Genomic DNA, 25,359 nt, shown 5'->3' with positions numbered 1-25,359 from the left:
TTTCATAATATAGATTTGAAATTTCTTGGATATTTGAAGAGTTTAGGATCCTAATAATAATTTGATCCATGAAGAATGTTATAAAAACTTGGGATGGTCAGTTTGTAATTACGAACTACGATGAACCAACAGATTCCTGGATTTTTATTGCGGTGCATTCCAATGCACTTGGGCCCGCCACTGGAGGTACTCGAATGATGATGTTTGAATCTCATGAGCAAGGTTTATGGACCGCATTGAGGCTTGCAGAAGATATGACATACAAGTTTGCATTGGCTAATTTCCCTAGAGGCGGCGGCAAGGCGGTAATTTCTATATCTCAGGTACTAAGTAAAAAAGAAAAGAGAGGCTTGTTATTGAGATATGGAAAAATTCTTAAAGATCTAAATGGCACTTTTTTTACGGGGCCTGATATTGGAACTTCTTCAAAGGATATGAATGTGATTTCAGAGACAGGAAACCCCTATGTTTTCAGTAGGACGAGAAACAATGGAGGAGCGGGCAACTCAGGAGTAATTACGGCCTTCGGTGTTTATCAGGCAATCAAGACCACAACGGAATATTTTACTGGAAATTCCTCTTTGAAGGGGTTAAGTATTTTAATTCAAGGTGTTGGGAATGTTGGATTGAATCTTGTCAGGTATCTTATTGACGACGAAGTCAAATTATACTATTCCGATACCTCGGAAAGGGCTATAGCCGCCTTGAAACACAACGATAATATAGAGTATGTCCATCCTGAGGATGTGTATGATTTTCCTTGTGATATTTTTTCACCCTGCGCGGATGGTAATGTACTAAACCCAGATACTTTACCAAAACTGAGATGCAGAGCAGTTGCTGGAGCCGCGAACAACCAATTGTCCTCACCAGAAATGGCGGACTTTCTAAAAGACAAAGGCATACTGTACGCCCCAGATTTTGTTATCAATAGTGGCGGTGCGATAGGAATTACAGGAATGGAGCTGTATAACTGGAGCAATGAAGAAATGATACGTGAAGTAAGTAAGATTAAAACTGCACTTGAAAAAATTTTCAAAGCTGCTACATCGAAAAACATTTCTACGCATACAGCGGCTCTCGAAAAAGCAAGACATAGACTGAAGTTAACAACAGAGTAAATAAGTTGTTTTTCGCTCTACTTTAATTTAAACCCAACAGGAAGAAGAGTAATTACATTACTCAGCCGATTGCCATGTAAAATCAAAGGAATACTCGCTTGCTCCATGTTTTTTTATGTGTAGGAGCCTTTTTTTTCCTTCTTCTATGGTAGGCAGTTCTCCCTTCCTAATATACCAAATGGCATATGACGGCTTTATAGAATGAAACCATTTTTTCCTATTTTTTAATGCTTGGAGATGAAGACCATTGTTATAGGTGAAATTCCTTAAATCATCTAGACTCTCCCATACGGTCAAATTTATTATCACTAAAGGATCTGGAAAAACAATCAAATCTGAGGAGTAACCCGATTCTGATTTTAATCGCCAAACATAACCGGGAGACCTTTCTGCCTCTTCATTGATGGGAGACAACATATCTACAAAGTCCTTAATAGAAGGATGCTCCAATGGTTTTTTTAGCTTGCTAATATTTATCTGTGCAACATGAGAATCTTTCATAAGAAAAGCCAAATGAATGACAAAACTATATGTTTTCATCTTGAACATTTTTTTTGTCATCGTATTTTTCTCAACAGGTACTTGAATAATATTCATTGAATGTTTTAATACAACTCAAAATGTGGTAATTTGAAATTGAATACAATTACATTCCAACATGGAAATACGGCATTTAAGGTTAGTGGTCGAGGTACATAAATTGGGGACTTTGAGTAAAGCTTCTGAAGTTTTGTGTTTGTCGCAATCTGCTTTGAGTCATCAATTAAAGGAATTTGAGGCAGAAGTTGGAATGGTAGTTTTTCACCGAGTGAATAAAAGACTTGTTATATCGGAAACTGGTGAAGTTGTGCTGAGATATGCAAAGCTAATTCTCAAGAGGTTGGAAGAATTAAACTCAAGCTTAATGGAAATCAAAGGTGAGGAAAAGGGTTCTATCCGAATATCACTTGAAGCATATACCTCATATTACTGGTTTCCGTCAATCTTGCGAAAATTTCATAAAACTTACCCGAACATAGAAATTACAATCAACACCGAAAATTCTACAAGACCTTTACATTTGTTAGAATCCAATAATTTAGATTTTGCAATTATGGTGTACCAGCCTAGCGAATCTTATTTCGAATCTGTTCCGGTTTTACGGGACGAATTGGTCGTTGTTCTGCCAAATTCTCACATTCTTTCCAAGCGCAACTATCTAGAGGCTAGGGATTTTGTTGAAGAGGTAATCATTACCCACAGCGGTAAGAATCAAAAGGATAAAGTTTTGGAGAAAGCATTTGGGGCAAAGGAAATAAATCCTTTAAAATATATTCATATTGGGAACACACAGTCTATTTTGGAAATGGTTAATGAAGGTCTTGGGGTGGCTATTCTCTCTAAATGGGCAATTTCAAAATATATTGGTGAAAAAAAACTAAAGCTTATAAAATTTGGTAAAAATGGAACGTTTAGAAACTGGTATTGGGTATATCTGAAAAATCGAAACCTAAGTAAGTTTGAAAAATACTTTTTGGATGTTTTAAGGGGGGATTTTGAACTGTATAAACCAGATTTTTAAAATTCATTGTACTTTGAATGAGACAAAGACTCCAGTCAGACTTTCTGGACGCTAATATTTTCCTTTAAAATTCTCAAAAATGTTTTTTCATATGGTTTGAGATTCTTATTCTTTAAGTATGCCAGATACCAACTCCTAAAGGTGCCTTTAGGTCCTAATTTCAATAAAACCAAATCTTTATCTCGAATGTAATGCCCAATGGCCCATTTGGAGAGAATAGCCACTCCCAATTGTTGGTCTACCATTTCAAGGATTGTCTGTGTATGTTTTATGACCGTGTATTTTTTGGGAGTAAGCTGTTGTAGTTCATGTTCACTTTCAAGTACTCTATCTCTTTCTGATTTTGCACTATGTGTAATAATATTTTCATTGTTAAAGTCTTTTATGCATACATACTCTTTACTTGCAAAAGAATGCTTATTGGAAGCAACAACAATAAGTTCATCATTAAATAGCTTTTCAAAGTTGAAATTCATGTTTTCAAAGCGAAAGAGGACGATAGCAAAATCAAGTTTTCTTTCCTCAAGTAAGAATAACGGCTTAGTTGGGCTTTCTGTGTTTAGAACTATATCCGTATCAGGACAATGTGCTCTTAAAGTTTTTAAAACTTGAGGCAACCAAAAATATGAGGTATATGCTTCAAGGCCTATTTTGATTCTACCCCTAAATTTGCCAGTAACCTCCTCGATTGAATTCTTTAGTTCTATTAATTCCGATAATACTTTATGTGAATAGCTAAGAATTAATTCCCCCGTTTCGGAAATGACTAGTTTATTGTTCACTCTATAAAACACTTTTTTCCCTAATTCTGTTTCAAGTTCTTTAAGTTGATAACTTAGCGCGGATTGGGATAAAAAAAGTATATCGGAAGCCTTCCGCAAACTTCCACACTCTGCTATTGCTTTTACCAGTTTAAAATGTTTTAATTCCAAATTTTAGCTTTTCTACAGGAAATCCTTCTAAGATAGTAGTCAACGCCTATCGGGATAGACTCAGATTTATCTTGAAATTAAAAACTAAAGCAGTGTATTTAAACAATCGGTGATGAATATTTTGAATCGGTTCGTTGAATATAATTCAAAGCTTTTGGTTGATATACCATAAGCTGCCCATTAAATTTGATGATGTTAGTGTCCTATTGCTTCCAAACCTTAAGGAATACAATGATAAAACTTACATAATAGGATGAAATTCTTAGTAAGAAGGATCGAAAAATGGAGTGGATTTATAAAACATTTTTTTTGTTTTTTGGCTTTCAAGGTATCTTTTTGGCCGTTTCAATAATGTTTCATAAAACTTTTAGCGCTACTTTAAGTAAGTATATGCTGCTTGCAGTAATACTTTTGTCCTCTGCCATAATATTTCATGACATATATAAATTTCATATTCTCCAATCGTTCAGGGAATTGAAGTCTTACCATTCAAATCCTTTCTTATATGGACTTCTTGGTCCAATTCTATATCTATTTGTTAGTGACTGCTTCATAAAAAGAAAGAGCCTGATAGTTACTTTACTAATTCATTTAGCTGTGCAATTTCTCGTTATAATTATACTATACGGACTATTTCATGGATTGTCGAAGTTTGAATCAGCATTTTTGGTCAAGCATATTACTATCGAAAAAGGGACTTTATTCCATATATTGATTACAACCTTGCTTGTTGTCTATTCCTTGATGTCTTATGTCGTAATTGGTGAAATGACAGTTATGAACCATAAAATTGGTTATTTGTCCAAATTCTTAGCTTACGCCCTTTTTTGTTTAACGGCTATATTTATTCTGATTTTCCCACTCAAAGTATTCAATATGATTGGAGCTGAGATTGCACTCCTAACCACGGGGGCAATCTGCATATTTCTAACTGTATTTTCCTTTTTGTCAATTACCAAGCCCAATTTTCTTTATGATAAAAATTTGCATTTAAGAAGCACTAACAAAGATTACCCTAGATATGGCAAATCCGGTCTTTCAATATCATTGTCAGCAGAGTTAAAGGGAATATTGGAGAAGCTTATGGCCAATGAAAAACCGTATTTAAATCAAGATCTGTGCTTGGATCAACTCGCTGAAAAAATGCACATTTCCAGGCATCATACATCTCAAATAATTAACGAACATTATGAGATGGGATTTCATGATTTTATAAACTCGTACAGAATACGCGAAGCGGAGAGGCTTTTACAAAATGACAACTCAAGTGTAAAGGAAATTGCATTTCAGAGTGGCTTCAACAGTAGGGCTACATTTTATGTGGCTTTTAAAAAATTTAACGGCAATTCCCCCATCGTCTATAAAAGAAAAAAACTTGCACAAAGACCTGTAGCCGTTGCCTAAATAGGTTATGTCATTTGAATTTATAACTATTCCCAACATGTACAGCCATTCATCCATCCTGTTTGTACAATGATCGTTTTACTACCAACACTCTCTGGATTTTTTAAAAGAGGATAGATCGATATTAATATTTATTATGTGTTTTTGATATGCTATTCAAACAAGACGAGCATAAAACTGCCCCGTCGAAGGAACACCAAATGGGTTGTAAAAACATTGTTGATGATCTTCTTTTGATTGTGACTCAAATTTCTGACACATTCATTTAATATCGGTGTTTGAAGGCTCAGAATATTTATAATGTCTGGATTCAGCGGCAAAAGAAACTGGATTGATAGGCCAAGACAAATTAACAGTTTTTTATCAATTGTTTTACCTCGCAATTGTAAAGGTAGGGTGGTGAGACGCCTTACCAAAAAGGAACATCCTTTAAGTTTTGTTCTCGTTTTTTGAGTATTTGAATTAGCTATCAAACGCATCTCCCGCCCGCCTTTCTCAGTTGCACTAACTCATTTAATTACTAACAAAACTTTAACTCTATGAAAGTAAAGAAACTGTATGGGGCATTTGTTCTGATGTTATTCACTTTATCATCCGTTCTGTCCCAAGAAAGGACCATTACGGGTTCAGTTACGGATCAGAATGGTCTCCCGCTCCCTGGGGTGAATATTGTCGTGCAAGGCACTTCCAGTGGTACCCAAACCGATTTCGATGGTAATTATGCTATTACCGCAAACGAAGGCCAAACATTAGTGTTTACTTATATAGGACAGAAAGAAGAATTAAGACAAGTAGGTGTCCAAAATACTCTTAATGTGCAGATGCAAGAAGACACACAGGCCTTGCAAGAAGTTGTGGTTACTGCTTTGGGCATTAAAAAGGAAAAACAAGCACTTGGTTATGCGGTGGCCGAAGTAGGTTCCGAACAGGTGGAACAGAGATCAGAAGGTGATATAGCTAGAATACTTACAGGTAAAGCATCTGGTGTACAAATAAATCAACAAAGCGGTCTATCAGGTTCAGGAACAAACATCATTATACGAGGCTACAATTCTTTTAGCACAGATAACCAGGCACTCTTTATAGTTGATGGTGTTCCATTTAGTGGCCAAACAAACTCTCAAGGATTACAGGGAGATCGCCAAGACTTTATCAATGGCAATAATGGATCGAGCCGGTTTTTGGATTTAGATCCAAACAACATCGAAAGTGTTAACGTTTTAAAGGGCTTGGCCGCTGCAACTTTATATGGATCTCAAGGTAAAAATGGCGTGGTGCTAATCACTACAAAAGGAGGTGCTGACAGACGACAAATTCAAAAGAATGAGATTTCCATAAGTTCATCCATATTCTTTAATGAAATTGCTTCTTTGCCAGACTATCAAAATGAGTATGGCGGTGGCTTTGATCAAGCTTTTGGTTGGTTTTTTAGTAATTGGGGGCCAAGCTTTAATCGTGATGGTGTTGATGGTTGGGGGAATGACCCAGCGTTTGATGCGCAAGGCACCTTACCACATCCATATTCCACGGCCAATCCAGTAACTGGGATCCCACAGGCCTTTCCAGAATTTCAAGGTGCGAGATATGAGTGGAGACCTTATGATAGTGTTGAAAAGTTCTTTAGAACAGGAACGGTAATAAATACCTCCATTAATGCCCGTGGTACAACCAATGATGGTAAAGTCGCATATAACCTAAATTATGGACATTTAGAAGACCAAGGGTTTACTCCGGGTAATTCATTGCTTAGAAATAATATAAGTGTAGGGGGGAACGCTCAATTAACCAACAAATTTAATGTTACTGGAACCCTGAACTTTACCAGAACTAAGTTTATCTCTCCGCCAGTAGCCTTAAGTACGGGGAATGGAGCAACTGGGACGGGTTCTTCTGCTTTCGGCGACCTTTGGTTTACGCCCAGAAACATAGATATCCAAAGCTTTCCTTTTCAAAACCCAGTTACCGGAGGGAGTGTATACTACAGACAAACTAACGACATCCAACATCCTTTATGGACCATTGCAAATGCTGGAAGTACGCAGCTAACCAATAGAGTTTTTGGCCAAGTCGGGGTCAACTATGATTTAACGGAAAACCTGAATATCAACTATAGGGCTGGTCTTGATATTTATAATGAATCCAACGTTAATTTTCAAAACAAAGGAGGTATAAATAGCAATAGTGGAGATGCAAGACTATTGAGTGGGATTTATTCAACATGGAACAATGTAAGTACCATTTGGGACCACAACCTAGTTTTGACAGGAAACTTTCCGCTTTCTGACAAAATTGACTTTAGCTTTAATGTAGGTGGCACAACAAGAGCTGAAATATTTGACCGTAATGGAATAACAAGTGATGGTCAACAGGTTTTTGGAGTTTTGAGACACTTTAACTTCTTGAATAATGATGAAATCCAATTTTCTAGAGAAAGGAACTTGGTTGGTACTTATGGACAATTGGACTTCGATTATGATGGTTTTCTCTATTTGACCCTATCTGGTCGAAATGACTGGGCATCCAATTTTGCAAGGGACAATCGAACTTTGTTCTATCCAAGTGCAAGCATATCCTTTATCCCAACGCAAGTTTTTGATGGTTTAAAAAGTGAAAATGGGCTCAATTACTTGAAACTAAGGGCCGGATACGGTACTTCCGCAGGGTTTAACACTCTTAATCCTTACCCGGTTGCGTCAACCTTGGTTCTAGTAACCAACGACCTTCAGACCGGTGGAGGGACCAATGTTGTAACAAACACCTCTGGACAGAGGCTTGGGAATCCTAATCTTAAACCAGAGACACTCACAGAGTTAGAGCTAGGTTTGGAGTCTGCATTCTTCAATAATAACATTACTTTGGATTTGTCAGTATACAGAAGGATAACGGAAGATTTGATTGTAAATCGTCCATTAGATCCATCAACTGGTTTTGTTACAACAGATACAAATGTTGGTGAAATTGAATCCAAAGGTATTGAAATAGACTTAGGGGCAAATTGGTTTGGAACGGAAGGAGACGGTTTTAAATGGAACACGAATCTTAATTTTACCGCTTTTGAAACCGAGGTTACCGACCTAGGGCTTGATACAGATCAAGTGGTGTATTCCGGATTTTCCAATCTTGGCAATGCGGCAATTCCAGGTGAACCCTTGGGTGTCTTCTTTGGATCTAGAATAGACAGGGATAATGAGACGGGAGAATATTTAGTGGATGCCAATGGCAACTATTTGACAGATCCCGAAAATGGAATAATAGGAGATCCTAATCCAGATTGGACGGCCAACCTTACAAATTCTATTTCTTACAAAAATTTTAGGCTCAACTTCCAGTTCAACTATGTTCATGGTGGGGATGTATATTCCAGTACCATTTCAACATTGTTGGGAAGAGGTCTAATTCCCGAAACAACAAATCGTCGGGAATCATTTATACTCAATGGTTTGGGACCAAACGGTCAACCCAACAATGTTCAAATCAATAATTCGGATTTTTTCTTCACAAATGTCCTTTTTGGACCCTCTGAACTCCAGGTTTATGATGCTACAACAATTCGATTGCAAGAGGCTTCATTTAGTTATGATATTCCTAAAAGGTTCCTCGACAAAACTCCATTGGGAGGGCTGACATTTACCGTTTCAGGGTTCAATTTATGGTATGATGCCATTAATACCCCCAATGGAGCAAACTTCGACCCAAATACATCTGGAACCGGTGTTGGCAATGGATTTGGATTTGACTTTTTGAATGGGCCGAGTTCTAGACGATATGGTTTTAGCGTAAAAGCAACTTTTTAAAAAATGATTAACATGAAAAGAAATAGCAGATATAAAATAGTAGTTATAGTCTTCGCAATCACGAGTGTTTTGGGTTGTGAAACAACTGAATTAGATCTTACGCAAGACCCAAACGCATTGTCTTCTGACCAAGCTAGCGTAGATTTCTTCCTGAATTCCATCCAAGAGGATTTTGTGCGACAATTGGAGGGTGACGCAGATTCTGATGCCAACGATAACTGGGTGTCAGGGGGTGCAACCAATGGAGATGGATTCAATGTCCATGGCTTGGAGCTAACAAGAATTACTGCAATGACCAATGGAAATTCTCAAAATTATCAAGCCACCTATCAGGATAGCGATTTTACAGATGAATGGACAAATGCGTACACAGGCATACTTCAAGATATACGTCTTATGACGCCATTGGCTGAAGAAGCCGGACAAACAAGGCATTTAGGAATTGCACAGTTCATTGAAGCTTATTTAATGGTTTCAATGGTAGATTTTTTTGGAGATGTGCCATATACTGAAGCTTTCCAAGGTGATCAAGGGGTGCTTAATCCCAAAGCAGATAGTGGTGCATCAATTTATGAAGCTTGTTTGGCTTTATTGGATCAGGCCATAGTGAATTTTACTAATTCAACTTCTTCAGAGCCATCTTTTGATGCCTATTATGGTAATGATTATACCAAATGGGTAAAGGCGGCCAATACTTTGAAGATGAGAATATATTTGCAGAGGAGGCTTGTCGACTCTAATGCCCAAGCCAGCTTTAATGCGATTGTAAGCTCAGGAAATTATATTACAAGCCCAGATGAAGATTTTGAATACAACTGGCCGGGCACCAACGCTTCCAATCCAGATACCAGGCATCCAAGGTATGGTTTGAATTATGGTCCTGCGGGTGTTGGGGATTTTCAATCGAATTGGTTTATGAATCTTCTGCGAACATCGAATGATCCAAGACTCAGATATTATTTTTACCGTCAGACAGACGCGGTTCCGGGACAGGAGATACCACCGAATCAACAAACTATCCGTTGCTCAACACAAACACCACCGCAGCATTATGTGGATGGAGGTTTTACATTCTGTAGCCTGCCCGATGGCTTATGGGGAAGAGATCATGGACAGAACGATGGTCGCGATCCAGATGCCTTCTTTGTAACAGCATGGGGAGTATATCCAGTTGGAGGCCGATTTGATGACGACCGTTTTGAAGGGGTAACATTGGTTACAGGTGGATCAGGTGCTGGAATTACACCCATACTTACTGACGCTTGGACAGATTTTATGATAGGTGAGATGGCCATGGCCAGTGGAGATGTGGCAGCTGCTAAAGCCGCATTGATTTCCGGGATTACTAAATCTATCGCAAAAGTTCAAAGCTTTGGCCCCCTTGATACAGATGCCGATTTATCTTTTGCACCAACTGAAACGCAGGTCACCCAATTCATTGACAACATTTCTTCTGAATGGGATTCCGCATCTACTAATGGAAAATGGGACATTTTTGGAGAACAGTTTTTTACTGCTGTCTACGGAAATGGCGTGGAAGCCTATAACTTTTACAGACGTACAGGTTATCCCACCACACTACAGCCCAATAGATCCCCTTCGCCAGGGATCTTTGTGAGGTCAATGTACTATCCTTCGAACGTAACAAACACAAATTCGAACATAAACCAAAAACCTGATCAAACACAACCAGTATTTTGGGATACTAATGCATCGGCACCGGTTGCCAATTAATATGCAAGTAAATACAAAACAAGAAAATATGAAAAATAGAATCACAAATTATAGTTTAGCTTTTTGCTCTCTTCTTACTTTCTTTTCATGTAGTACAGAGGAGAAGACAGTTGACGACGTTCTTTCAACAGTAGGGCGGGGCTCGATATTGAGAACTGTCCAAGTGATAAGTCCTGCAATGGATGTGTTAAATCCTGATGCTATTTGGGCAGTCGAGGTTGAAACCCAGGATTTGAAAGATGGGGGACTCCTAAAAGAAATGAGGCTGTTTGCAACTTTAATAGATAATACACCTGAAAATGGTACCACCGTTTCAGGTGAGGCTTTTGTTAAAACTTTCGCCCCATCCGAATTTAAAATTGGTCCTTTAGGCCTTCCAAGGATAGGTGCTTCTGCTACTCTTCAGGAAATGACTTCTGCAATAGGGGTTTCTGAGGGTGAATATAACTGTGGGGATCAAATTGAATTACGGTTCGAAGTAGAACTAACAACCGGTCAGGTTTTTACCAAGGGAGATACCAATCCGAATATCTCAGGCGGTCAATTTTTTGCTTCACCTTATTTTTACAGGGCATCTCTAATCGCGCTTTTAGCTTCAGAAGAGTTATTCACTGGGCAGTATCAGTTAATCAGTGAACAACTTGGGGCTTTGGGCGCTCCTGATTACGAAGAAGGAGTATATACTATCGAGGCTGTCAGCAATACTGTGCGTGTTATTAGGGGAGTACCAACGTTACCAGATTTTGGTCCTTTTGGCCCAGTAGATGTAACTTTTGAATTGGTTTGTGGGAAAATAGTTTTTCCACCAGCGCAAAGCCTAGGAATCGGATGTAATACAGCAATTCTGTCTGGTTCAGGAGAAACCAACGACACTTATGATCTTGATACTCCTGATGACAGTTCATTTATTCTCTACTATATTTCGGACGAGACTAATGATTGTGCTAGTGCCACACCTGCTGCAATAAGATTGGTGAAAATCTAAAATCAGCTATAATGATTTGAATAAAGGGCCCTAAATGCCTAATCATGAATAGGGCTCTTTTTTTAACTATTAATTAAAAGAAGAAGTGAAACCTAAGAAAATAGCTTTAGCGATATTAACCACCTGTTGTCACTTAGCTTTGTCTTCACAAGGGATATCAAGGGATTATGGGCAAGTAATCCCAAATACTCAGTTTGCAACCTCGGGGGCAGAAGGAGTAATGACTGAACTTTGGTTGAAGAGCCTTGGCAAACCAATAAATCCATTCGATGAAAGCTTAATACAAGGCTCGCCATATTTCGACAAGACCTTCCGTAAAGGAGAAATTTTTTATAATGATGAGAAAACGCCTCGTATTTATTATTTAAGATATAATGCTTTTAGAGATTTGATTGAAGTTAAAAATAGTCCATCCGAGGAAGAAGCGCCCTTGGAACTATTAAAATCAATAAACATAAGTTGTAGAATCGAAAACAAAGTATTCCATTATAAAAGCTTTAAAGACTCTGATGGAAAACAAGGACTTGGTTATGTTATTGAAGAATATAAAGGAGACAAATTTTCTTTGTACTCAAAAAAAAACAAGGTATATATTAAAGGCAAGACACCTGCTAATTCCTTAGCGCAAGAAATACCTCCTAAATTTGTTGAAAAAATAAATTACCTTATCGGAAAACCATATTTAACAGAATTACATGTTTTACCAGAAAGGGAGAAAAAATTGGTGAAATTTTTGTCAAGGCAATATAATTTGAATGTTTCCCATATTTTGAATGAAAAGACCTTTGATTCTAAGAATATTAATGATTTGAAACGGTTGTTTTATTAAACAGCGTTTGCCGTTTGCTAATAATTGTTCAAAACCTGGTATGTCAATGAATGAAAAGACGGTTCCTGAAACTCCAGTACAGGGACGAGAAATGGACCCTTATACATTAAAACAAGGGGCTTAAGGAGATTACCAGGTTGTGCCTTATCAATCAAAAATTGACCTCCTACGTGTCCAGCTACAGCTTTGCGACCCATGCCATGCTCAACAATTTCCCCCTGCCGGCAATCCAGGCAATGCCCGGGCACAGTAAATTGAACACCACACATATCAATTTTATGTCCTTTCTCAACAATGCGCATGATGCCTATCAAGAAACAATAAAGAATAATTAAATATTATAAAATCAAACCGACTTTTAGCTAAATATGACTCTTAAAATATATTATGGTTATATTTAAAAGCAAATAAGTTCATTAAAAATCCGGCATAGTTTTGGTGAGTTATTCGGTGAGTAAATAGCTCTGGTGATTTACAAGACATTGAAAATCAACCAAATACAAGAACAGTTCAATCCCAGGTGGGACCACATAGAAATTTAAGTTATTAAAAGCCCGAAGCCATATGGTTTTGAGGCTTTTTTATTTTACCATCAAAAAGTATTCGCCAGCTTTTGTGTAGTTTAGTACATCACATTATGTTGGGCTTTGGCACAACTTAGCTCAACATGCAGCATGCCGACATCAATTAAACAAATATGGATTTTTGGTTAGTTGTCTTTTTGTTCGCCATGATTCAATCCCTAATGCTTGCCTTTGTTTTTTTCAGGCTAGGGCTGAGCGATTGGAAATACCATCTCTTCGGAATGCTTTTGTTGTGTATTTCCCTTATCCTTTTGGACACAACGCTAAGACATAGCTTATTATATAAACAATTTCCCCATATAATCGGCATTGGTTTTTTGCTTAACTATTTGATTTGTCCACTCCACTATTTCTTTTTTCGTTTTAGCATAAAGGGCTATAGCTGGAGATGGACTTATTTATTGGCATTTTTGCCGCTGATTGTGCCACTTTATATGAGGTTGCCGCTGTATTTGTCATCTGAGGATGAAAAAATCCGTTTTTATGAGGATTCTTTTATAGAAGGCAAATTTGGGATCAATCTGCTCCCCACTTATTTTGAAACCGTGGTAAGTCTTGTGTATGTCATCCTTATAATACGGTTGATAAATGGTGATAAAAACAAACATCAATGGTTGTGGGCCAAGAAACTGTCATACGCTTTTGTCCCAGTGATTTTTATTCATCTCGCTGGGACCATATTAATGCGAATTGAGCCGGTTTACTCCTTCTCCTACGCCTATCTCCAATATATTGGGCTGGCATTTTTAATTCTGATTGTTGCCTACAATCTCATGTATCGGTCAGAGCTGATAAAGGCTACTCAAGTGGCTTTTAAATACAAAAACTCGAAGATGGGCAGGGCACAAATTGAAGAATATACAGCTCTGGTGAAGCAGTGTTTTGAGAAAGAGAGACCTTTTTTAGACCCCTTCTTCAATCAAAGTCAACTGGCCAATGCCATCGGAATTTCGAACAACAACCTGTCCCAGGCTCTAAATGCTGGGGTTGAAATGACTTTTACAGATTTGGTGAACAAATACAGGGTTGAAGAAATGAAACGTAGACTTTGCGACAATCGATATAAAAATTTGACCTTGTTGGCCATCGGATATGACGTTGGGTTCAACAGTAAAAGCTCAATGGCAAGAAACTTTAAAAAGTTTACAGGCACAACACCTTCCCAATATTTAAAAAAGAACGCGGCCCATCCAATTGGGTGAGACGTTTTATAAAAACTAGATGCTCATTTTTGGCTTTGAAACAAAAATACCCAAGTATGAGAAAATCTATTGTGATAATAATGTCGTTGTTCCTTGCCTTATCATGCGCCAAGGTTAAGAACGGTCCATCAAATGAAACCGACGGCATGGATATCCAAAAAGCGAAGAACATGGTCGCAAGGTATTATGGAATCTTTTCACAACGCCCATTCAGTATCGACGATTTGATGAGTTTCTATCATCCGCAAGTAGAGTTTGCCGACCCCACTTTTGAAATTGAGGTACATGGCACGGAAGAAGTGAGCAAACTCTACGCCCAAACCGGAAGCTCCAAGAGCAATTATTCAAATATTGGGTGGAACATTTTGAAGGTCATCACTTCGGATAATAACATCGTAATTCATGGCACATGGTCCGGCAACTATTTGGGTAAGCCTTTTAAGGTGCCCTTTATTACGCTTTGGGAAATGGAAAATGACCTGATTGTTGTTCAAAAGGATTTCTTTGCCGCTTCTATGTGGGATAGACAAGTTGACTATCATGCAACGGAGCAAAAATGATTTATGGGTCGACCAAGCGCTGCCCTGGCATTTTAATCTGGCGCTATAAGCTTTAAGGCACCCTTGTTCCTGGCAACCAATATTCCTTTTTTCGAACCCTCAGCACCCAATCGGATAACGCGCATTTGTTTAACATCACCTTCCAAAAAAACACCACTTTGAGCATATCTGAGTGCTTCAAAATCAGAATTGCCCAAACCTTTCATTAATAGTCCTATGCCTGCATCGTTTCGAGGCGTTTCAACCTCCGACTGATACAGATTTCCAGCAACTAGAATATCCATAAGGCCATCACCATCAAAATCATCTATTTGAATCGCATTGACCGAAGAAAGCTGGGCTTCGTTTGGTAAGGAATGCATTTTGAACTTGCCGTTCCCCAAATTTTCAACATAGGCCGAAGCAAAGGTGTTGGATTTTAAATGTAACGATTGCTCCAATTTTTCCTTTCCGTAAACTTGGGTCAGGTTAGCCGAACCAAAACTGTGATAGGTGGGGAACTTTTCTTTGATGAAGGGCATTTGTTGTGACGAACATTCCCTTCCACGAAGCGGAAAAAGATTGCCCTGGTTATAATAGCCCAGGACAATATCGTTGGTACCATTGTCATCAAAATCAGTGGAATAGACTTCGAACGGAGCTTCTTCCGAGGCTTTGTACTTGTAATTTAGGCCAAGGTTGCCCACCACATAATCCATATCGCCATCTTGGTCAAAATCGGTTTCGGCAATAGTGTTCCACCAGCCCTCGGTATTGGGTAGGATGGAATTGTCAAGCTCCAAAGTACCACTCTTGTTTTTGAGAAAATTGATTTTTGTCCATTCACCAACCACAATCAAATCTGTTTGGCCATCTTGGTTGAAATCGGACCAAATGGCATCGGTGACCATTCCTGCTTTTGCCAAATCAGGAGCTTTGTCATTTGTAACATCTCTGAAGACACCGTTAACGTTTTCCAATAGCAAACTGGTTTCGGAATATGGATACTTTTGGGGCTGTTGCCGGGTTCCCACAAACAGATCCAGATCGCCATCTTGGTCAAAATCGAAAGGTTTTGCACAGCTTCCACTCAGTAAAATTTTTGGAAGCCTTTGAGGTTCTCTTCTGAATTTCCCCTGATTGTTAATGTACAAACGGTCTTGATAATATGGATGACCTGCTTGCTGTTCATTTCCGCCACTCACCACGTATAGATCTTGGTCCCCATCATTGTCCGCGTCAAAGAAAATGGCACCCACATCCTCAAAATCCTTGTCCTGAAGCCATGTTCCATGGTTTGAAGCAGAGAAATTGCCAACAGAATTTTGCACGTATAAAGAAGCCGAAAATCCTTTGGCTCCCCCCACAAAAAAGTCCTCAAGACCATCACCATTTATGTCAGCAACGGCTAAAGCAGGGCCAAATTCCGACATTTTATGGGGAAGCAGGCTCTCCAATTCAAAATCGTTATGGGGATTTTCTTGATGCCTGTGCTCCAGGCCTACTTTTTGGGTAATTTCTGTAAAAATGGGACTTGCTTTTGCTTTTTGTTTCGATTGAACAACCGCATCCCGATAATCTATGGTCAACCGTTGGTTTGATGGAATGTCTGTCAACACCTGCATTTTACCATCGGGCCATGCAATTGTTGCCTTTTTGATACGTTCGGCATCGGAGAGGCCAAAATGTACAAGGGGTTCCACTGCAGATTGGTAACCGCGGGTAGGATAATTTTCGATATGTTGATTCCCTTTTTCGGTCTCAATGGAAATTTTTGTACCTATCCCAAACGGATTTTCATCGTTCCCCTTCAATTGAAACTGTATAAAGTTCAGATGGCTATCGTTCCTTAAAATGGAGGCCTTTTCATTAATATTATTGATGACGAGGTCCAAATCGCCATCATTGTCGAGGTCGCCATAGGCCGCACCGTTTGAAAATGTTGGGCTTTTGAGGCCCCAGGCCGCGGAGGTTTTGGTATAGGTAAGGTTGCCGTTATTTTTGAAAAAATAGTTCTCTATTTTCCGCTGCGGCGTTTTTTTGACCAACTCCTCAATGACCTTGGACATTTTCTCTCCATTGTCCTGGGCTTCTTGAAGCCTTTTAAGCTTGTATTTTTTAAAGTCGTTGTTCCTAAAATCACGTTTTAGCCCATTGGTGACAAAAAGATCTTTCAATCCATCATTGTCAAAATCCGCAAACAGGGGCGCCCAACTCCAATCGGTGTTGGAAATATTGGCCATTTGACCTACTTCGCTAAAATGCCCATTGCCATTGTTCAGCTGTAGGGCGTTGAACATATATTGGTAGTGAAAACCGTTGTCCACGGCATGGTTGAACGCTTTGGGATTCATGCCGCTCATGCCGGTTTTGATGCCGTAATTGTCCTCGGCGACCATATCCAAGGAAATGATATCGAGAAAACCATCATTGTTAAAATCGGCAATGTCGGTCCCCATGGAAAAATTGGAGGTATGTCCGATTTTGGATTTTAGCTGCTCGGAAAAAGTGCCATCCCCATTGTTGTAGTAGAGATAATCCTGTTCGATGTAATCGTTTCCGACATAAATATCGGGCCAACCATCTTGGTTTAGGTCTCCAATGGAAATTCCCAGGCCAAAGCCCAAGGTGTTTTGGATTATTCCCGCCTCGTTTGAAACATTTGTGAATTTTCCATTATCGTTTCGGAACAAGCAGTCCCCGACCAGTTCATTTTTGTCGTTTTTGAATACCTCAGGATTGTTGGTGTTGACCGGGTCAACATTGTGGTTCAGCAAGAACATATCCAGATCACCATCCTTGTCATAATCAAAAAAAGAGGCTTGGGTGCTGTAGCCTGAAAAATCAAGGCCATATTCCGATGCTTTTTCGGAAAAGGCGCCATTTTGATTGTTGATGTAGAGGAGGTTTTTTCTGTTCGCTGCTTTTCCCTTTCCGGATTTGCAAACATAGATGTCCAGCCAACCATCGGCATTTATATCGGCCATGGTAACACCGGTGGTCCATCCGAACGTACTCCCGACCCCTGCTTCTGTGGTGATGTCCTCAAATTTTAAATTCCCAAGATTTCTATAGAGGCTACTGCCCTTAAGATTGGCCGTAAAGTAAATATCGGGTAGTCCATCGTTATCAATATCGCCTATGGCCACTCCTCCACCATTGTAGAAATACTCATAGACCATGCTGTTCATGGCACTGTTTTCGGGGATTTCATTGATGAAATGAATCCTGGTTTCGGTTGATGGAACTTCCGAAAAAAGATATGGAGCCCCAATCTTGGGCCTTTCGATGGAGTTGTTACAGGAAACAAGGCCTATCAAGACCAAAACAATGGCCGTGTGGCACGAAAGAGGTTTTATGGATCTGATTTTTTTCATTTCCTATTGAAATGTGATTTCGATGTCCTTGTCCAAAGTTGCACTTAGGGTAATTTCCTTAAATCCACTATTGTCTGCCAACAGCGTTTTGTCTATGATTGATGGTGTTTCAAAAGGCAATGAGTTTCCATCTAAAGTAGCGGAACTAAATCGGTTTTTGGCATCCAAAATCCTTATTTTCCATGTTCTTTTGGATAGCTTGTTTTTAAAATCCCCAACCGCCCCATCAATGTTGACTTTGAGTACGCTCGTTTTTTGTTCCATTTTCCAATGGATTCTGGTTTTTGAAAATGCACGTTTTTGATAAGCTATGGACTGTGCATCATCTTCATAAATAGTTGTCTCCCCATTTTGACCTGGATATATCTCGACCCATAGTGTTTCATCCTGTTCTCCGGGTTCTATCCAATTTCTTTCCTTTCCATAATAAAGAGTGGCACCTTCAGGAACAAAAAGGGGCAATTTATCTGGGTCGCTTGAATCGTATTGGATAACTTGTCCACCTTCAAACTTTTGCTTCGACCAGTAATCGTACCATGACTGTCCTTCTGGAAGATAGATTTCATGGACCTGCCCTGGATGATAAACAGGGGCGACCAACAGCGAAGGTCCAAACATATATTGGTAGGGCCACTGGTTTGCATTGCATTGCTCGTCATATGGGTATTGCAAAAGCATTGGTCTACACATGGGCATTCCCTCTAAATAGTTTTCATGGGCCAAAGAATAGATATACGGCAAGAGACGATACCTCAATTTTCTGTGCCTTCGGATGCTATTTTCGGCGGTATATTCACCATCCATCGCCATTCGTTCGGCATTTTCCTGATTGTCGGATTTGACCAAAGAGCGTTCGATGACAATTCGTTCTTTCCATTGATTGATATCTGAACTCACGGACCAAGGTTTTAAATTGTGGGAACGGGACACCCCCAGAAAATCGACAAACTGGTTCATACGGGCTTGGATCAGAGGTGTTTTTCCATAGACATCCCAAGTAAGGTGGGATATTCCTTTCATGGATCCATGGGTGTTGGTGATGGCGTTTATCTGCCATTTCATCTCCGACCATGTAAAGTCGGAATCGCCGACCCACCTAAAGGGATACCGTCTTTGTCCGATCATGGCGTTTACGGGCAGTTGGGTTGGTCCATCGTCCCAAGGGTTGGTTTCTTGCATCCTTCGGCATCCCATGAACAACACCCTTTTATTTTCGCCGATATAGTCTTGGGTGCCGTTCCAGATTTCGGCATCGGTTATGTTGTTGCGTCGGGTATCTTGCCATGTGCCCATAATGCCCATATCCAGTTTTTCCTTGTATCGCTTCCACCAAACCTCTTCGTCAAAAAGGGTCTCGGTCCAACCATGGTTTATCCGGTTGGGGTGATTGGGAGCGTTGTGATGGATGAGCATCAAATCCAGGTCCATGTTTTTTAGGGAATCTATCATTTGCCCCGCAGAAAGCGGATGTATATAGTTTTCGGACCAATCCAAGCTACTGCCCCAAGTGATTTCCTTGTCCCCAATGCAGGCATCTCCCCAACCAAAGTCAAGAATCAAGTTATCGCAGGGAATATCCTTTTCCCTAAATAAATGGGCTACCTGCATAAAATCATCTTGATTACCAGAACAGCTCAAATGCTGGGTCTGAAAAAAACCATAACCTTTTTTGGGAAGAAGCGGTTCTGGACCCACCAAATCGTTGAATTGTTTAAAAATACTGGGATAGTCAGAACCGTAGATAAAATACGCATCTTTTATGAGGCTGTCCTTGACAAAAGTATCAGTATAGCTCTTAGTTTCCTGGTTGTAAAACCAATGGGAATATCTACTGTTGAGATTGTATTCGTTGAATGCACTTGCATTGTCAAATTTTGAATACCCATCTTTGAACATACCATAAACAGGGCCTTCGGAAGGATATATCTTTTTTGAATCAATATCAAAAATGGTCCAATCCAAAGTGTTCTTGTCAATAATCAGTTTAATCTTGGAAGTTTGAATTTGATAGTTTTCCTGATTTTCCTCAAAACTGCAATCCACTTTTTCCCAAGGTTCCAAATGCCCAATCAAAAATGGGAGTTCATATTTTTTTGGAAATTTTAGGCTGTCCAACGCCGAAGTCCTAAATCGAAACATGGTGGGCCCATAGAAGGAAACCTCAATGGAATCTGCGAAATAGATTTTGGTGGCATATCCGTCGTATACGACGTGCTTTTTTGTAGGATTGGTGCTGCAAGCCACAAACAATACAATTATGATGGGCAATACAATGAACTTTGTTTTGTTGGCCATTGCTGATATTGATAAAATTAATTTTCGGGGAGGTTGTAAAGGTATCACCCAGAGACACAACTTATCCCTGGGTGATTTTGAAAAAAAACTAACTCAAACTATATGTTTTGCTACCAACCAGGATTTTGATTGAGGTTTTCATTGATGTTTATTTCCTGTAATGGTATTGGGAACAGAATGTGTTTGTCCTGGAAGTTTTCCGCAAAGGGCTTTCCATGGTTTTCAAGTGTTGTCTTTATAGATTCCGTTGCCGTGCCACCACGTTGCCATCTATATAGATCGAACCACCTGATGCCAAACTCCATTGAAAGTTCCACGGGTCTTTCGTGATGTCTGATCTGTGTTCTTAATGCACTCTGGGTCAATGCTCCGAGAGGCACTGCCCCGCCTCTTTCCCTAACCTTATTGATTTCGACAATGGCCTCGGCGGTTTTGCCATTTTCGTTCAATGCCTCGGCGTACATCAACAGTACGTCGGCGAAACGAATAACGGCAATATTGGTTCCGTTATAGAAATTGGTGTCTTCATTAAAGGAATACTTTTTGAAGTACTTGGGGTGGTTCAAATCACCCGCCACATCGGTATATGGGACATTTTCATCGGTATCCCTACTGTACATTTCTGAACCGGGATCGTCAAAGAAAATACTGGCGTACACTCTTTCGCTAGGATTTCCGTTGGTATCTACGTCCGTTTTCATTTCATCGACCAACCACTGGGAAGGATAAAAAAGTTCCCAACCACCAAAAGCGTATGGGGAAACCTCAAAATTGAAAACTTGTCGCTCATCGTTTCCGTTGGATCTGTCTCCCGTAAATTGGATTTCAAAGACACTTTCACTACCGTTTTCGGCTCTACCATTAAAGTTGTCCTCATAGTTTTCCAGTAGGGCATAGTCCATGGCCACCACCTCTGCAAATTTGGCTTCTGCCTGAGCCCATTTTTCTTGGAACAGGTAAGCTTTTCCCAACAGGGCTTTCGCAGCACCCTGGGTAGCCCGCCCTTTCCATTCGCCGCTATGCTCAAGCACCATATCCAGCTCTGCCTCTGAGAGGTCTTTCTCCATTTGTGCCCATATTTCGGCTGTAGTGGCCTGACTTGGAAAAAGATTTTCAGGATCTACCTCATAGGTGGTTACCAAGGGCACATTCTCGAAACCGGTGACCAGCCAAAAATAAAAGTATGCCCTTAAAAACTTGGCTTCCGCCATGATAACGTCCTTGGACTCTTGTGAAAGGGCCTCCATGTTTGGAACTTGTTGCAAAACCTGGTTTGCCCTACCAATGCCTGCGTAGGCTGCGCTCCAAATATTAAAAGGGCCGCTTTCCTCAGTGGTATTGGTGAAGTTGGCAATGGAACGGCTATATATTTCAGCGGTATTGTTCACCATGTCGTCCCCTCTATAGGCCATTGCGGTATACATTTCCTCAAAAAAGGCCCATTTACTACCGCTTGAACTGTGCAATGCAGCATATGTGGATGTAAGCGCTTGCAAGGCATGCTCCTCGGTTTGCCAAAAGCTTTCCTCTGTTAGTACTTCCCTATTCTCAACATCAATAAAATCATCGCTGCAAGACCCAAGCGCCCAAAGCGCACAGAATACTATGATCAAATATTTATTCTTTTTCATGGTCATAACTATTTTTAGGTTCATTTTTTTTCGATTAAAGTGATACGTTCAATCCCAAAATAAGGGACTTGGACAACGGATAGAAACCTCTATCAACACCTCTTGTAAAAGTTCCACCATTGCCCAGTGCGGGATCAAAACCTGAATAATCGGTAATGGTGAACAAATTGGTCGCTGTTACATACAATCGTATAGATCCCAAAGGAAGGTTATCCATTATTTTCTCTGGAAAAGTGTACCCCACCTGTAGATTTCGCAACCGGAAATAGGAACCATCTTCCAGGAAGTAGCTGGATGGGCGGATGTTATTGTTGGGATCACCAAATACGTTCCTAGGGATGTTGCTTCCAGTATTCTGTAGAGACCATGCATTGACCAGATCGGCCGACATATTGCTTCGGTCAGTACGATACAACCACATTTTCACACCATTGTAGATGTTGTTGCCATGCGTGCCTTGAAAGAACAGACTTACATCAAAATTCTTGTAAGATGCATTCAGGTTTATTCCGTATTCAAAATCCGGAAGCCCACTGCCCATAAATTGCTTATCGTCGTCGTCAAGGACCCCATCATTGTTAGTGTCGACGAAGCGGATATCGCCAGGTGCCGCATTGGGTTGTACGCCATGTGAATCAACTTCTGCCTGGGTTTGGAAGATTCCATCAGCCTTGAACAGATAGAAGCGACCTATTTCGCCACCAACTTCAGTACGGGTGGTAGGGAAGTTGTTAAATTCTATGAATCCATCGGTGAACGACTCTCCGGCAATCCCCAATTTGGTTACTTCATTGGAGGAGCCACTTATATTCGCGCTTACATTATAAGTAAAATCGCTGTTGGAACCATTGTTGTAGGATGCTGAAAATTCCCAGCCTTTGTTCTCCAAATTTCCTCCATTGGTCAATGGAAAAGTGGTGATCCCGGAAGTTGCCGGAATGGGTACACGGACCAACATGTCGGTTGTTTCGGAGGTGAAGTAATCAAAGGAAAATTTGATTTGGTTCTCCAACAGCCCAAGATCTAGACCAAAATTTGTTGTAGAAGTTTCTTCCCATTGTATATCTGGAGTAGGCAATGAAGTGGCTATGGAGCCTACAACGATGGGTTGACTTTGTCCTTCACCAAAGGGATAGTTTAGCTGTTCGCCTCCGGAACCAACCCTGGCCAAGAACAAATGGTCACCGATCAATTGGTTGCCCAAGGTTCCATAGCTAAAACGGGGCTTAAGTTGGCTTATTAAATCTGAATCAAAGAAGGCCTCGTTGTGAACAGCCCATCCCAAAGAAAGGGAATAGAAAGTTCCATATTTGTTGGTTTCCGCAAAGCGTGATGATCCATCGCGCCGAATACTTCCCTGTACATAATATTTGTTGTCAAAGTCATAGCTCAATCGACCAAAGTAGGATTGCAGCGTACTTGTCGAATTGAATCCCGAAGCGGATTCATCTCCGATACCCGCACTTAATGCCCTTAGTTGGTCTGATGCCAGTTCGTTGTTTGAAGCTCCTATGGATCTAAACTCACTTTTCTCCCTTGAAATACCCAACAATACTTCCAAATCGTGCTTGTCGAAAGATTTTCTGTAATTAAGAGTGTTGTTAAGGGTCCATTCGTTGGTCCTGGATCGGTTTTCGGACAAAAAGGGTCTGTCATTGACGGCCTGTGGCCCAAAGTTATAGGTCGGCAGAAAAAAGGCAAAATGGGTGTTCTCTATGTTAGCCCCGTACTGGAACTGATAATCCAATCCATCAAAAAGCTTTAGTTTGGCAGTTACGTTGAACTGCATGTAATCGTCCTGATCTTTCCTGTCTTCCAATTCCGACTCGCCAACAGGGTTTCCCGAACCCAATTCGGGTGGTGGAACCGCAAAACCGTTAAGGGTATTGGAATCAAAAATAGATTTATGGGGCAACTGTTGGTAAATCTGCAAAAATGGAGAGAAACTGGCATTACCGCCTCCAATGGGTTCAAAAATACCCCTTGTGTTCTCACGGGTATAACTTATTCCAGGAGCAATTTTCAACCTTCCATCGAGTAGATCAAAGTCTACGTTCAATCGTGTACTTAATCTGTCAAATCCTGTATTGACAACAGTTCCAGTATTTTCGAAGTAACCGGCGGAAAAATTGTATTTCATGTTTTCGGTACCTCCAGATATGCCAATGTCGTGTTTTTGCTCAAAGGCATTATCTATATAAGCACCAACCCAATCAGAATCGGCATATTGCTGACCGTTGGTCAAGTAGGGTGCAGGAGTCTCACCGCCATTGGCAAAAGCCTCCAATTTAATCTGATTATGTTGGTCCCTGTTGGCCACATTTACATTATTGCTAAACCATTGTGTACTTGCATACGAACCTATGGTAACCTTCGGGTCACCTGTTCTACCCCTCTTGGTTGTCACAATGACGACTCCGTTGGATGCCCTTGATCCATAAATTGTGGCCGCTGAGGCATCCCTCAATATACTGATATCCTCAATATCCGACGGGTTTATGTATGATAGGTCTCCTGGAATACCATCGATCACCACCAAGGGATTGTTGTTGCCAATTGTACCCAATCCCCTAATTCTAATCACAGGATCACTACCTGGAGCACCAGTTGCTATGGCGACGTTAAGACCGGCTACCTGGCCTTGTAATGATGTTGCAACATCTGCAGTGGGTATTTTTTGTATTTCAGCAACATTTACCGATGAAATGGATGCGGTTACCTCGGCTTTTCTTTGTGTGCCGAAACCAACCAAGATAACTTCTTCAAGCCCCTGTGCATCCTCCTCAAGCGTAACATTGATTGAGGTCTGGTTACCTATTACAACTTCTTGAGAGATGAATCCCAGATACCTGAATACAAGTGTGACAGCCCCTCCGTCGACTTCAATGGTGTAATTTCCATCAAAATCTGTCTGGGTGCCAACGGAAGAGTCTTCCTTAACATTGACAGTGGCACCTGGTAACGGGGCACCCTGCTTATCGGTAACCGCACCTGAAATGGTCCGCTGTAGTTTCTCCACTATTGGGGTCACAGGTTCTGGCAATTTGGTTAACAGAATTGACCCATCTTCAGACACCTGATAATCAAAATTGGCAAAGGATAAGGTCTTCTGAAGTAACACACTTATTTTTGTCCGTCCTTTTTCTACCTTAACCTTTGGCGCGTCCTCAAAAAGATCGGATCTGTAAATAAAGGAATAATCGGTTTGCTCTCTTATAAGGTCAAATACTTCTTCAACGGTGAGATCCTCGGTGGATTTAATAACGATTTTTTTGTCTTGGGAAAATCCGATTTTGGCGGTAAAACCAAAGGTTGTCATGCAAAATAAGAAAATGAATGTCCTCATAATGACAAGTAATAGCTTGTTCCTA

The 25,359-nt window shown here is 40.2% G+C and carries 16 protein-coding genes; 10 read left to right on the top strand and 6 right to left on the bottom strand.

From position 1 onward, the window contains the following. Positions 1–68 precede the first annotated feature (68 nt). Positions 69–1,121 carry a Glu/Leu/Phe/Val dehydrogenase family protein gene (locus K7G75_RS02545; protein ID WP_222982470.1) on the top strand — a complete coding sequence of 351 codons (1,053 nt, stop codon included), beginning with the start codon at positions 69–71 and terminating at the stop codon, positions 1,119–1,121. Positions 1,122–1,178: 57 nt separating this feature from the next. On the opposite strand, the gene K7G75_RS02540 is transcribed toward K7G75_RS02545, so the two are convergent. Next, positions 1,179–1,718: a DUF3291 domain-containing protein gene (locus K7G75_RS02540; protein WP_222982468.1), complete on the bottom strand. Its 540-nt coding sequence runs from the start codon at positions 1,716–1,718 to the stop codon at positions 1,179–1,181. Positions 1,719–1,779: 61 nt separating this feature from the next. On the opposite strand from K7G75_RS02540, the gene K7G75_RS02535 reads away from it, so the two are divergent. Continuing rightward, positions 1,780–2,682: a LysR family transcriptional regulator gene (locus K7G75_RS02535; protein WP_222982466.1), complete on the top strand. Its 903-nt coding sequence runs from the start codon at positions 1,780–1,782 to the stop codon at positions 2,680–2,682. A gap of 35 nt (positions 2,683–2,717) precedes the next feature. Here K7G75_RS02535 and K7G75_RS02530 read toward each other — a convergent pair whose 3' ends face one another. Next, positions 2,718–3,614, bottom strand: a complete 897-nt coding sequence (locus K7G75_RS02530) for a LysR family transcriptional regulator (protein WP_222982465.1) — start codon at positions 3,612–3,614, stop codon at positions 2,718–2,720. A 666-nt stretch (positions 3,615–4,280) separates the two neighbouring features. On the opposite strand from K7G75_RS02530, the gene K7G75_RS02525 reads away from it, so the two are divergent. The 8 genes from K7G75_RS02525 to K7G75_RS02490 all read left to right on the top strand — a co-directional run bounded on the left by K7G75_RS02525 (position 4,281) and on the right by K7G75_RS02490 (position 14,706). Next, the gene (locus K7G75_RS02525) at positions 4,281–5,018 is read left to right on the top strand and encodes a helix-turn-helix domain-containing protein (RefSeq protein ID WP_222982464.1); all 738 of its coding nucleotides are present in this window, start codon (positions 4,281–4,283) and stop codon (positions 5,016–5,018) included. A gap of 539 nt (positions 5,019–5,557) precedes the next feature. After that, positions 5,558–8,812 (top strand): SusC/RagA family TonB-linked outer membrane protein, encoded by a 3,255-nt coding sequence (locus tag K7G75_RS02520; RefSeq protein WP_222982462.1) that lies wholly within the window; start codon positions 5,558–5,560, stop codon positions 8,810–8,812. A gap of 12 nt (positions 8,813–8,824) precedes the next feature. Beyond that, on the top strand, positions 8,825–10,546 hold the full coding sequence (locus K7G75_RS02515; protein WP_222982451.1) for a SusD/RagB family nutrient-binding outer membrane lipoprotein: 1,722 nt from the start codon (positions 8,825–8,827) through the stop codon (positions 10,544–10,546). A 28-nt stretch (positions 10,547–10,574) separates the two neighbouring features. Beyond that, a complete protein-coding gene (locus K7G75_RS02510; protein WP_222982448.1) occupies positions 10,575–11,531 on the top strand; it encodes a hypothetical protein in 957 nt (318 codons plus the stop codon). An 85-nt stretch (positions 11,532–11,616) separates the two neighbouring features. Beyond that, complete coding sequence (locus K7G75_RS02505) at positions 11,617–12,360, top strand: hypothetical protein (RefSeq protein ID WP_222982446.1); 744 nt, start codon at positions 11,617–11,619, stop codon at positions 12,358–12,360. Between the two features lie 158 nt (positions 12,361–12,518). Next, on the top strand, positions 12,519–12,695 hold the full coding sequence (locus K7G75_RS02500; RefSeq protein ID WP_222982444.1) for a site-specific integrase: 177 nt from the start codon (positions 12,519–12,521) through the stop codon (positions 12,693–12,695). Between the two features lie 683 nt (positions 12,696–13,378). After that, the gene (locus K7G75_RS02495) at positions 13,379–14,146 is read left to right on the top strand and encodes a helix-turn-helix domain-containing protein (RefSeq protein ID WP_222982442.1); all 768 of its coding nucleotides are present in this window, start codon (positions 13,379–13,381) and stop codon (positions 14,144–14,146) included. 56 nt (positions 14,147–14,202) lie between these two features. Continuing rightward, positions 14,203–14,706, top strand: coding sequence for a nuclear transport factor 2 family protein (locus K7G75_RS02490; RefSeq protein ID WP_222982440.1), 504 nt, complete (start codon positions 14,203–14,205; stop codon positions 14,704–14,706). A 32-nt stretch (positions 14,707–14,738) separates the two neighbouring features. Here the strand turns inward: K7G75_RS02490 and K7G75_RS02485 are convergent, their stop codons facing one another. The 4 genes from K7G75_RS02485 to K7G75_RS02470 all read right to left on the bottom strand — a co-directional run bounded on the left by K7G75_RS02485 (position 14,739) and on the right by K7G75_RS02470 (position 25,307). Next, positions 14,739–18,062, bottom strand: coding sequence for a VCBS repeat-containing protein (locus tag K7G75_RS02485; RefSeq protein WP_222982438.1), 3,324 nt, complete (start codon positions 18,060–18,062; stop codon positions 14,739–14,741). 3 nt (positions 18,063–18,065) lie between these two features. After that, positions 18,066–20,357 (bottom strand): TIM-barrel domain-containing protein, encoded by a 2,292-nt coding sequence (locus K7G75_RS02480; RefSeq protein ID WP_222982436.1) that lies wholly within the window; start codon positions 20,355–20,357, stop codon positions 18,066–18,068. Between the two features lie 110 nt (positions 20,358–20,467). Further along, complete coding sequence (locus K7G75_RS02475) at positions 20,468–21,988, bottom strand: RagB/SusD family nutrient uptake outer membrane protein (RefSeq protein ID WP_222982434.1); 1,521 nt, start codon at positions 21,986–21,988, stop codon at positions 20,468–20,470. A 34-nt stretch (positions 21,989–22,022) separates the two neighbouring features. Continuing rightward, positions 22,023–25,307 (bottom strand): SusC/RagA family TonB-linked outer membrane protein, encoded by a 3,285-nt coding sequence (locus K7G75_RS02470; RefSeq protein WP_222982432.1) that lies wholly within the window; start codon positions 25,305–25,307, stop codon positions 22,023–22,025. Positions 25,308–25,359 lie beyond the last annotated feature (52 nt).

Origin of the sequence: Flagellimonas meishanensis, assembly GCF_019880545.1 — a bacterium.
In the GTDB taxonomy this organism is placed as follows: domain Bacteria; phylum Bacteroidota; class Bacteroidia; order Flavobacteriales; family Flavobacteriaceae; genus Flagellimonas; species Flagellimonas meishanensis.
Note: the sequence above shows the minus strand (reverse complement) of the source record. Positions and strands in the feature narration are given on the sequence as shown.

Bases quoted from the DNA above. Each gene is read 5' to 3' on its own strand.
- K7G75_RS02545 (WP_222982470.1), top strand. From the start codon at position 69: ATGAAGAATGTTATAAAAACTTGGGATGGTCAGTTTGTAATTACGAAC.
- K7G75_RS02540 (WP_222982468.1), bottom strand. From the start codon at position 1,718: ATGAATATTATTCAAGTACCTGTTGAGAAAAATACGATGACAAAAAAA.
- K7G75_RS02535 (WP_222982466.1), top strand. From the start codon at position 1,780: ATGGAAATACGGCATTTAAGGTTAGTGGTCGAGGTACATAAATTGGGG.
- K7G75_RS02520 (WP_222982462.1), top strand. From the start codon at position 5,558: ATGAAAGTAAAGAAACTGTATGGGGCATTTGTTCTGATGTTATTCACT.
- K7G75_RS02515 (WP_222982451.1), top strand. From the start codon at position 8,825: ATGAAAAGAAATAGCAGATATAAAATAGTAGTTATAGTCTTCGCAATC.
- K7G75_RS02510 (WP_222982448.1), top strand. From the start codon at position 10,575: ATGAAAAATAGAATCACAAATTATAGTTTAGCTTTTTGCTCTCTTCTT.
- K7G75_RS02495 (WP_222982442.1), top strand. From the start codon at position 13,379: ATGAGGTTGCCGCTGTATTTGTCATCTGAGGATGAAAAAATCCGTTTT.
- K7G75_RS02490 (WP_222982440.1), top strand. From the start codon at position 14,203: ATGAGAAAATCTATTGTGATAATAATGTCGTTGTTCCTTGCCTTATCA.
- K7G75_RS02485 (WP_222982438.1), bottom strand. From the start codon at position 18,062: ATGAAAAAAATCAGATCCATAAAACCTCTTTCGTGCCACACGGCCATT.
- K7G75_RS02480 (WP_222982436.1), bottom strand. From the start codon at position 20,357: ATGGCCAACAAAACAAAGTTCATTGTATTGCCCATCATAATTGTATTG.
- K7G75_RS02475 (WP_222982434.1), bottom strand. From the start codon at position 21,988: ATGAAAAAGAATAAATATTTGATCATAGTATTCTGTGCGCTTTGGGCG.
- K7G75_RS02470 (WP_222982432.1), bottom strand. From the start codon at position 25,307: ATGACAACCTTTGGTTTTACCGCCAAAATCGGATTTTCCCAAGACAAA.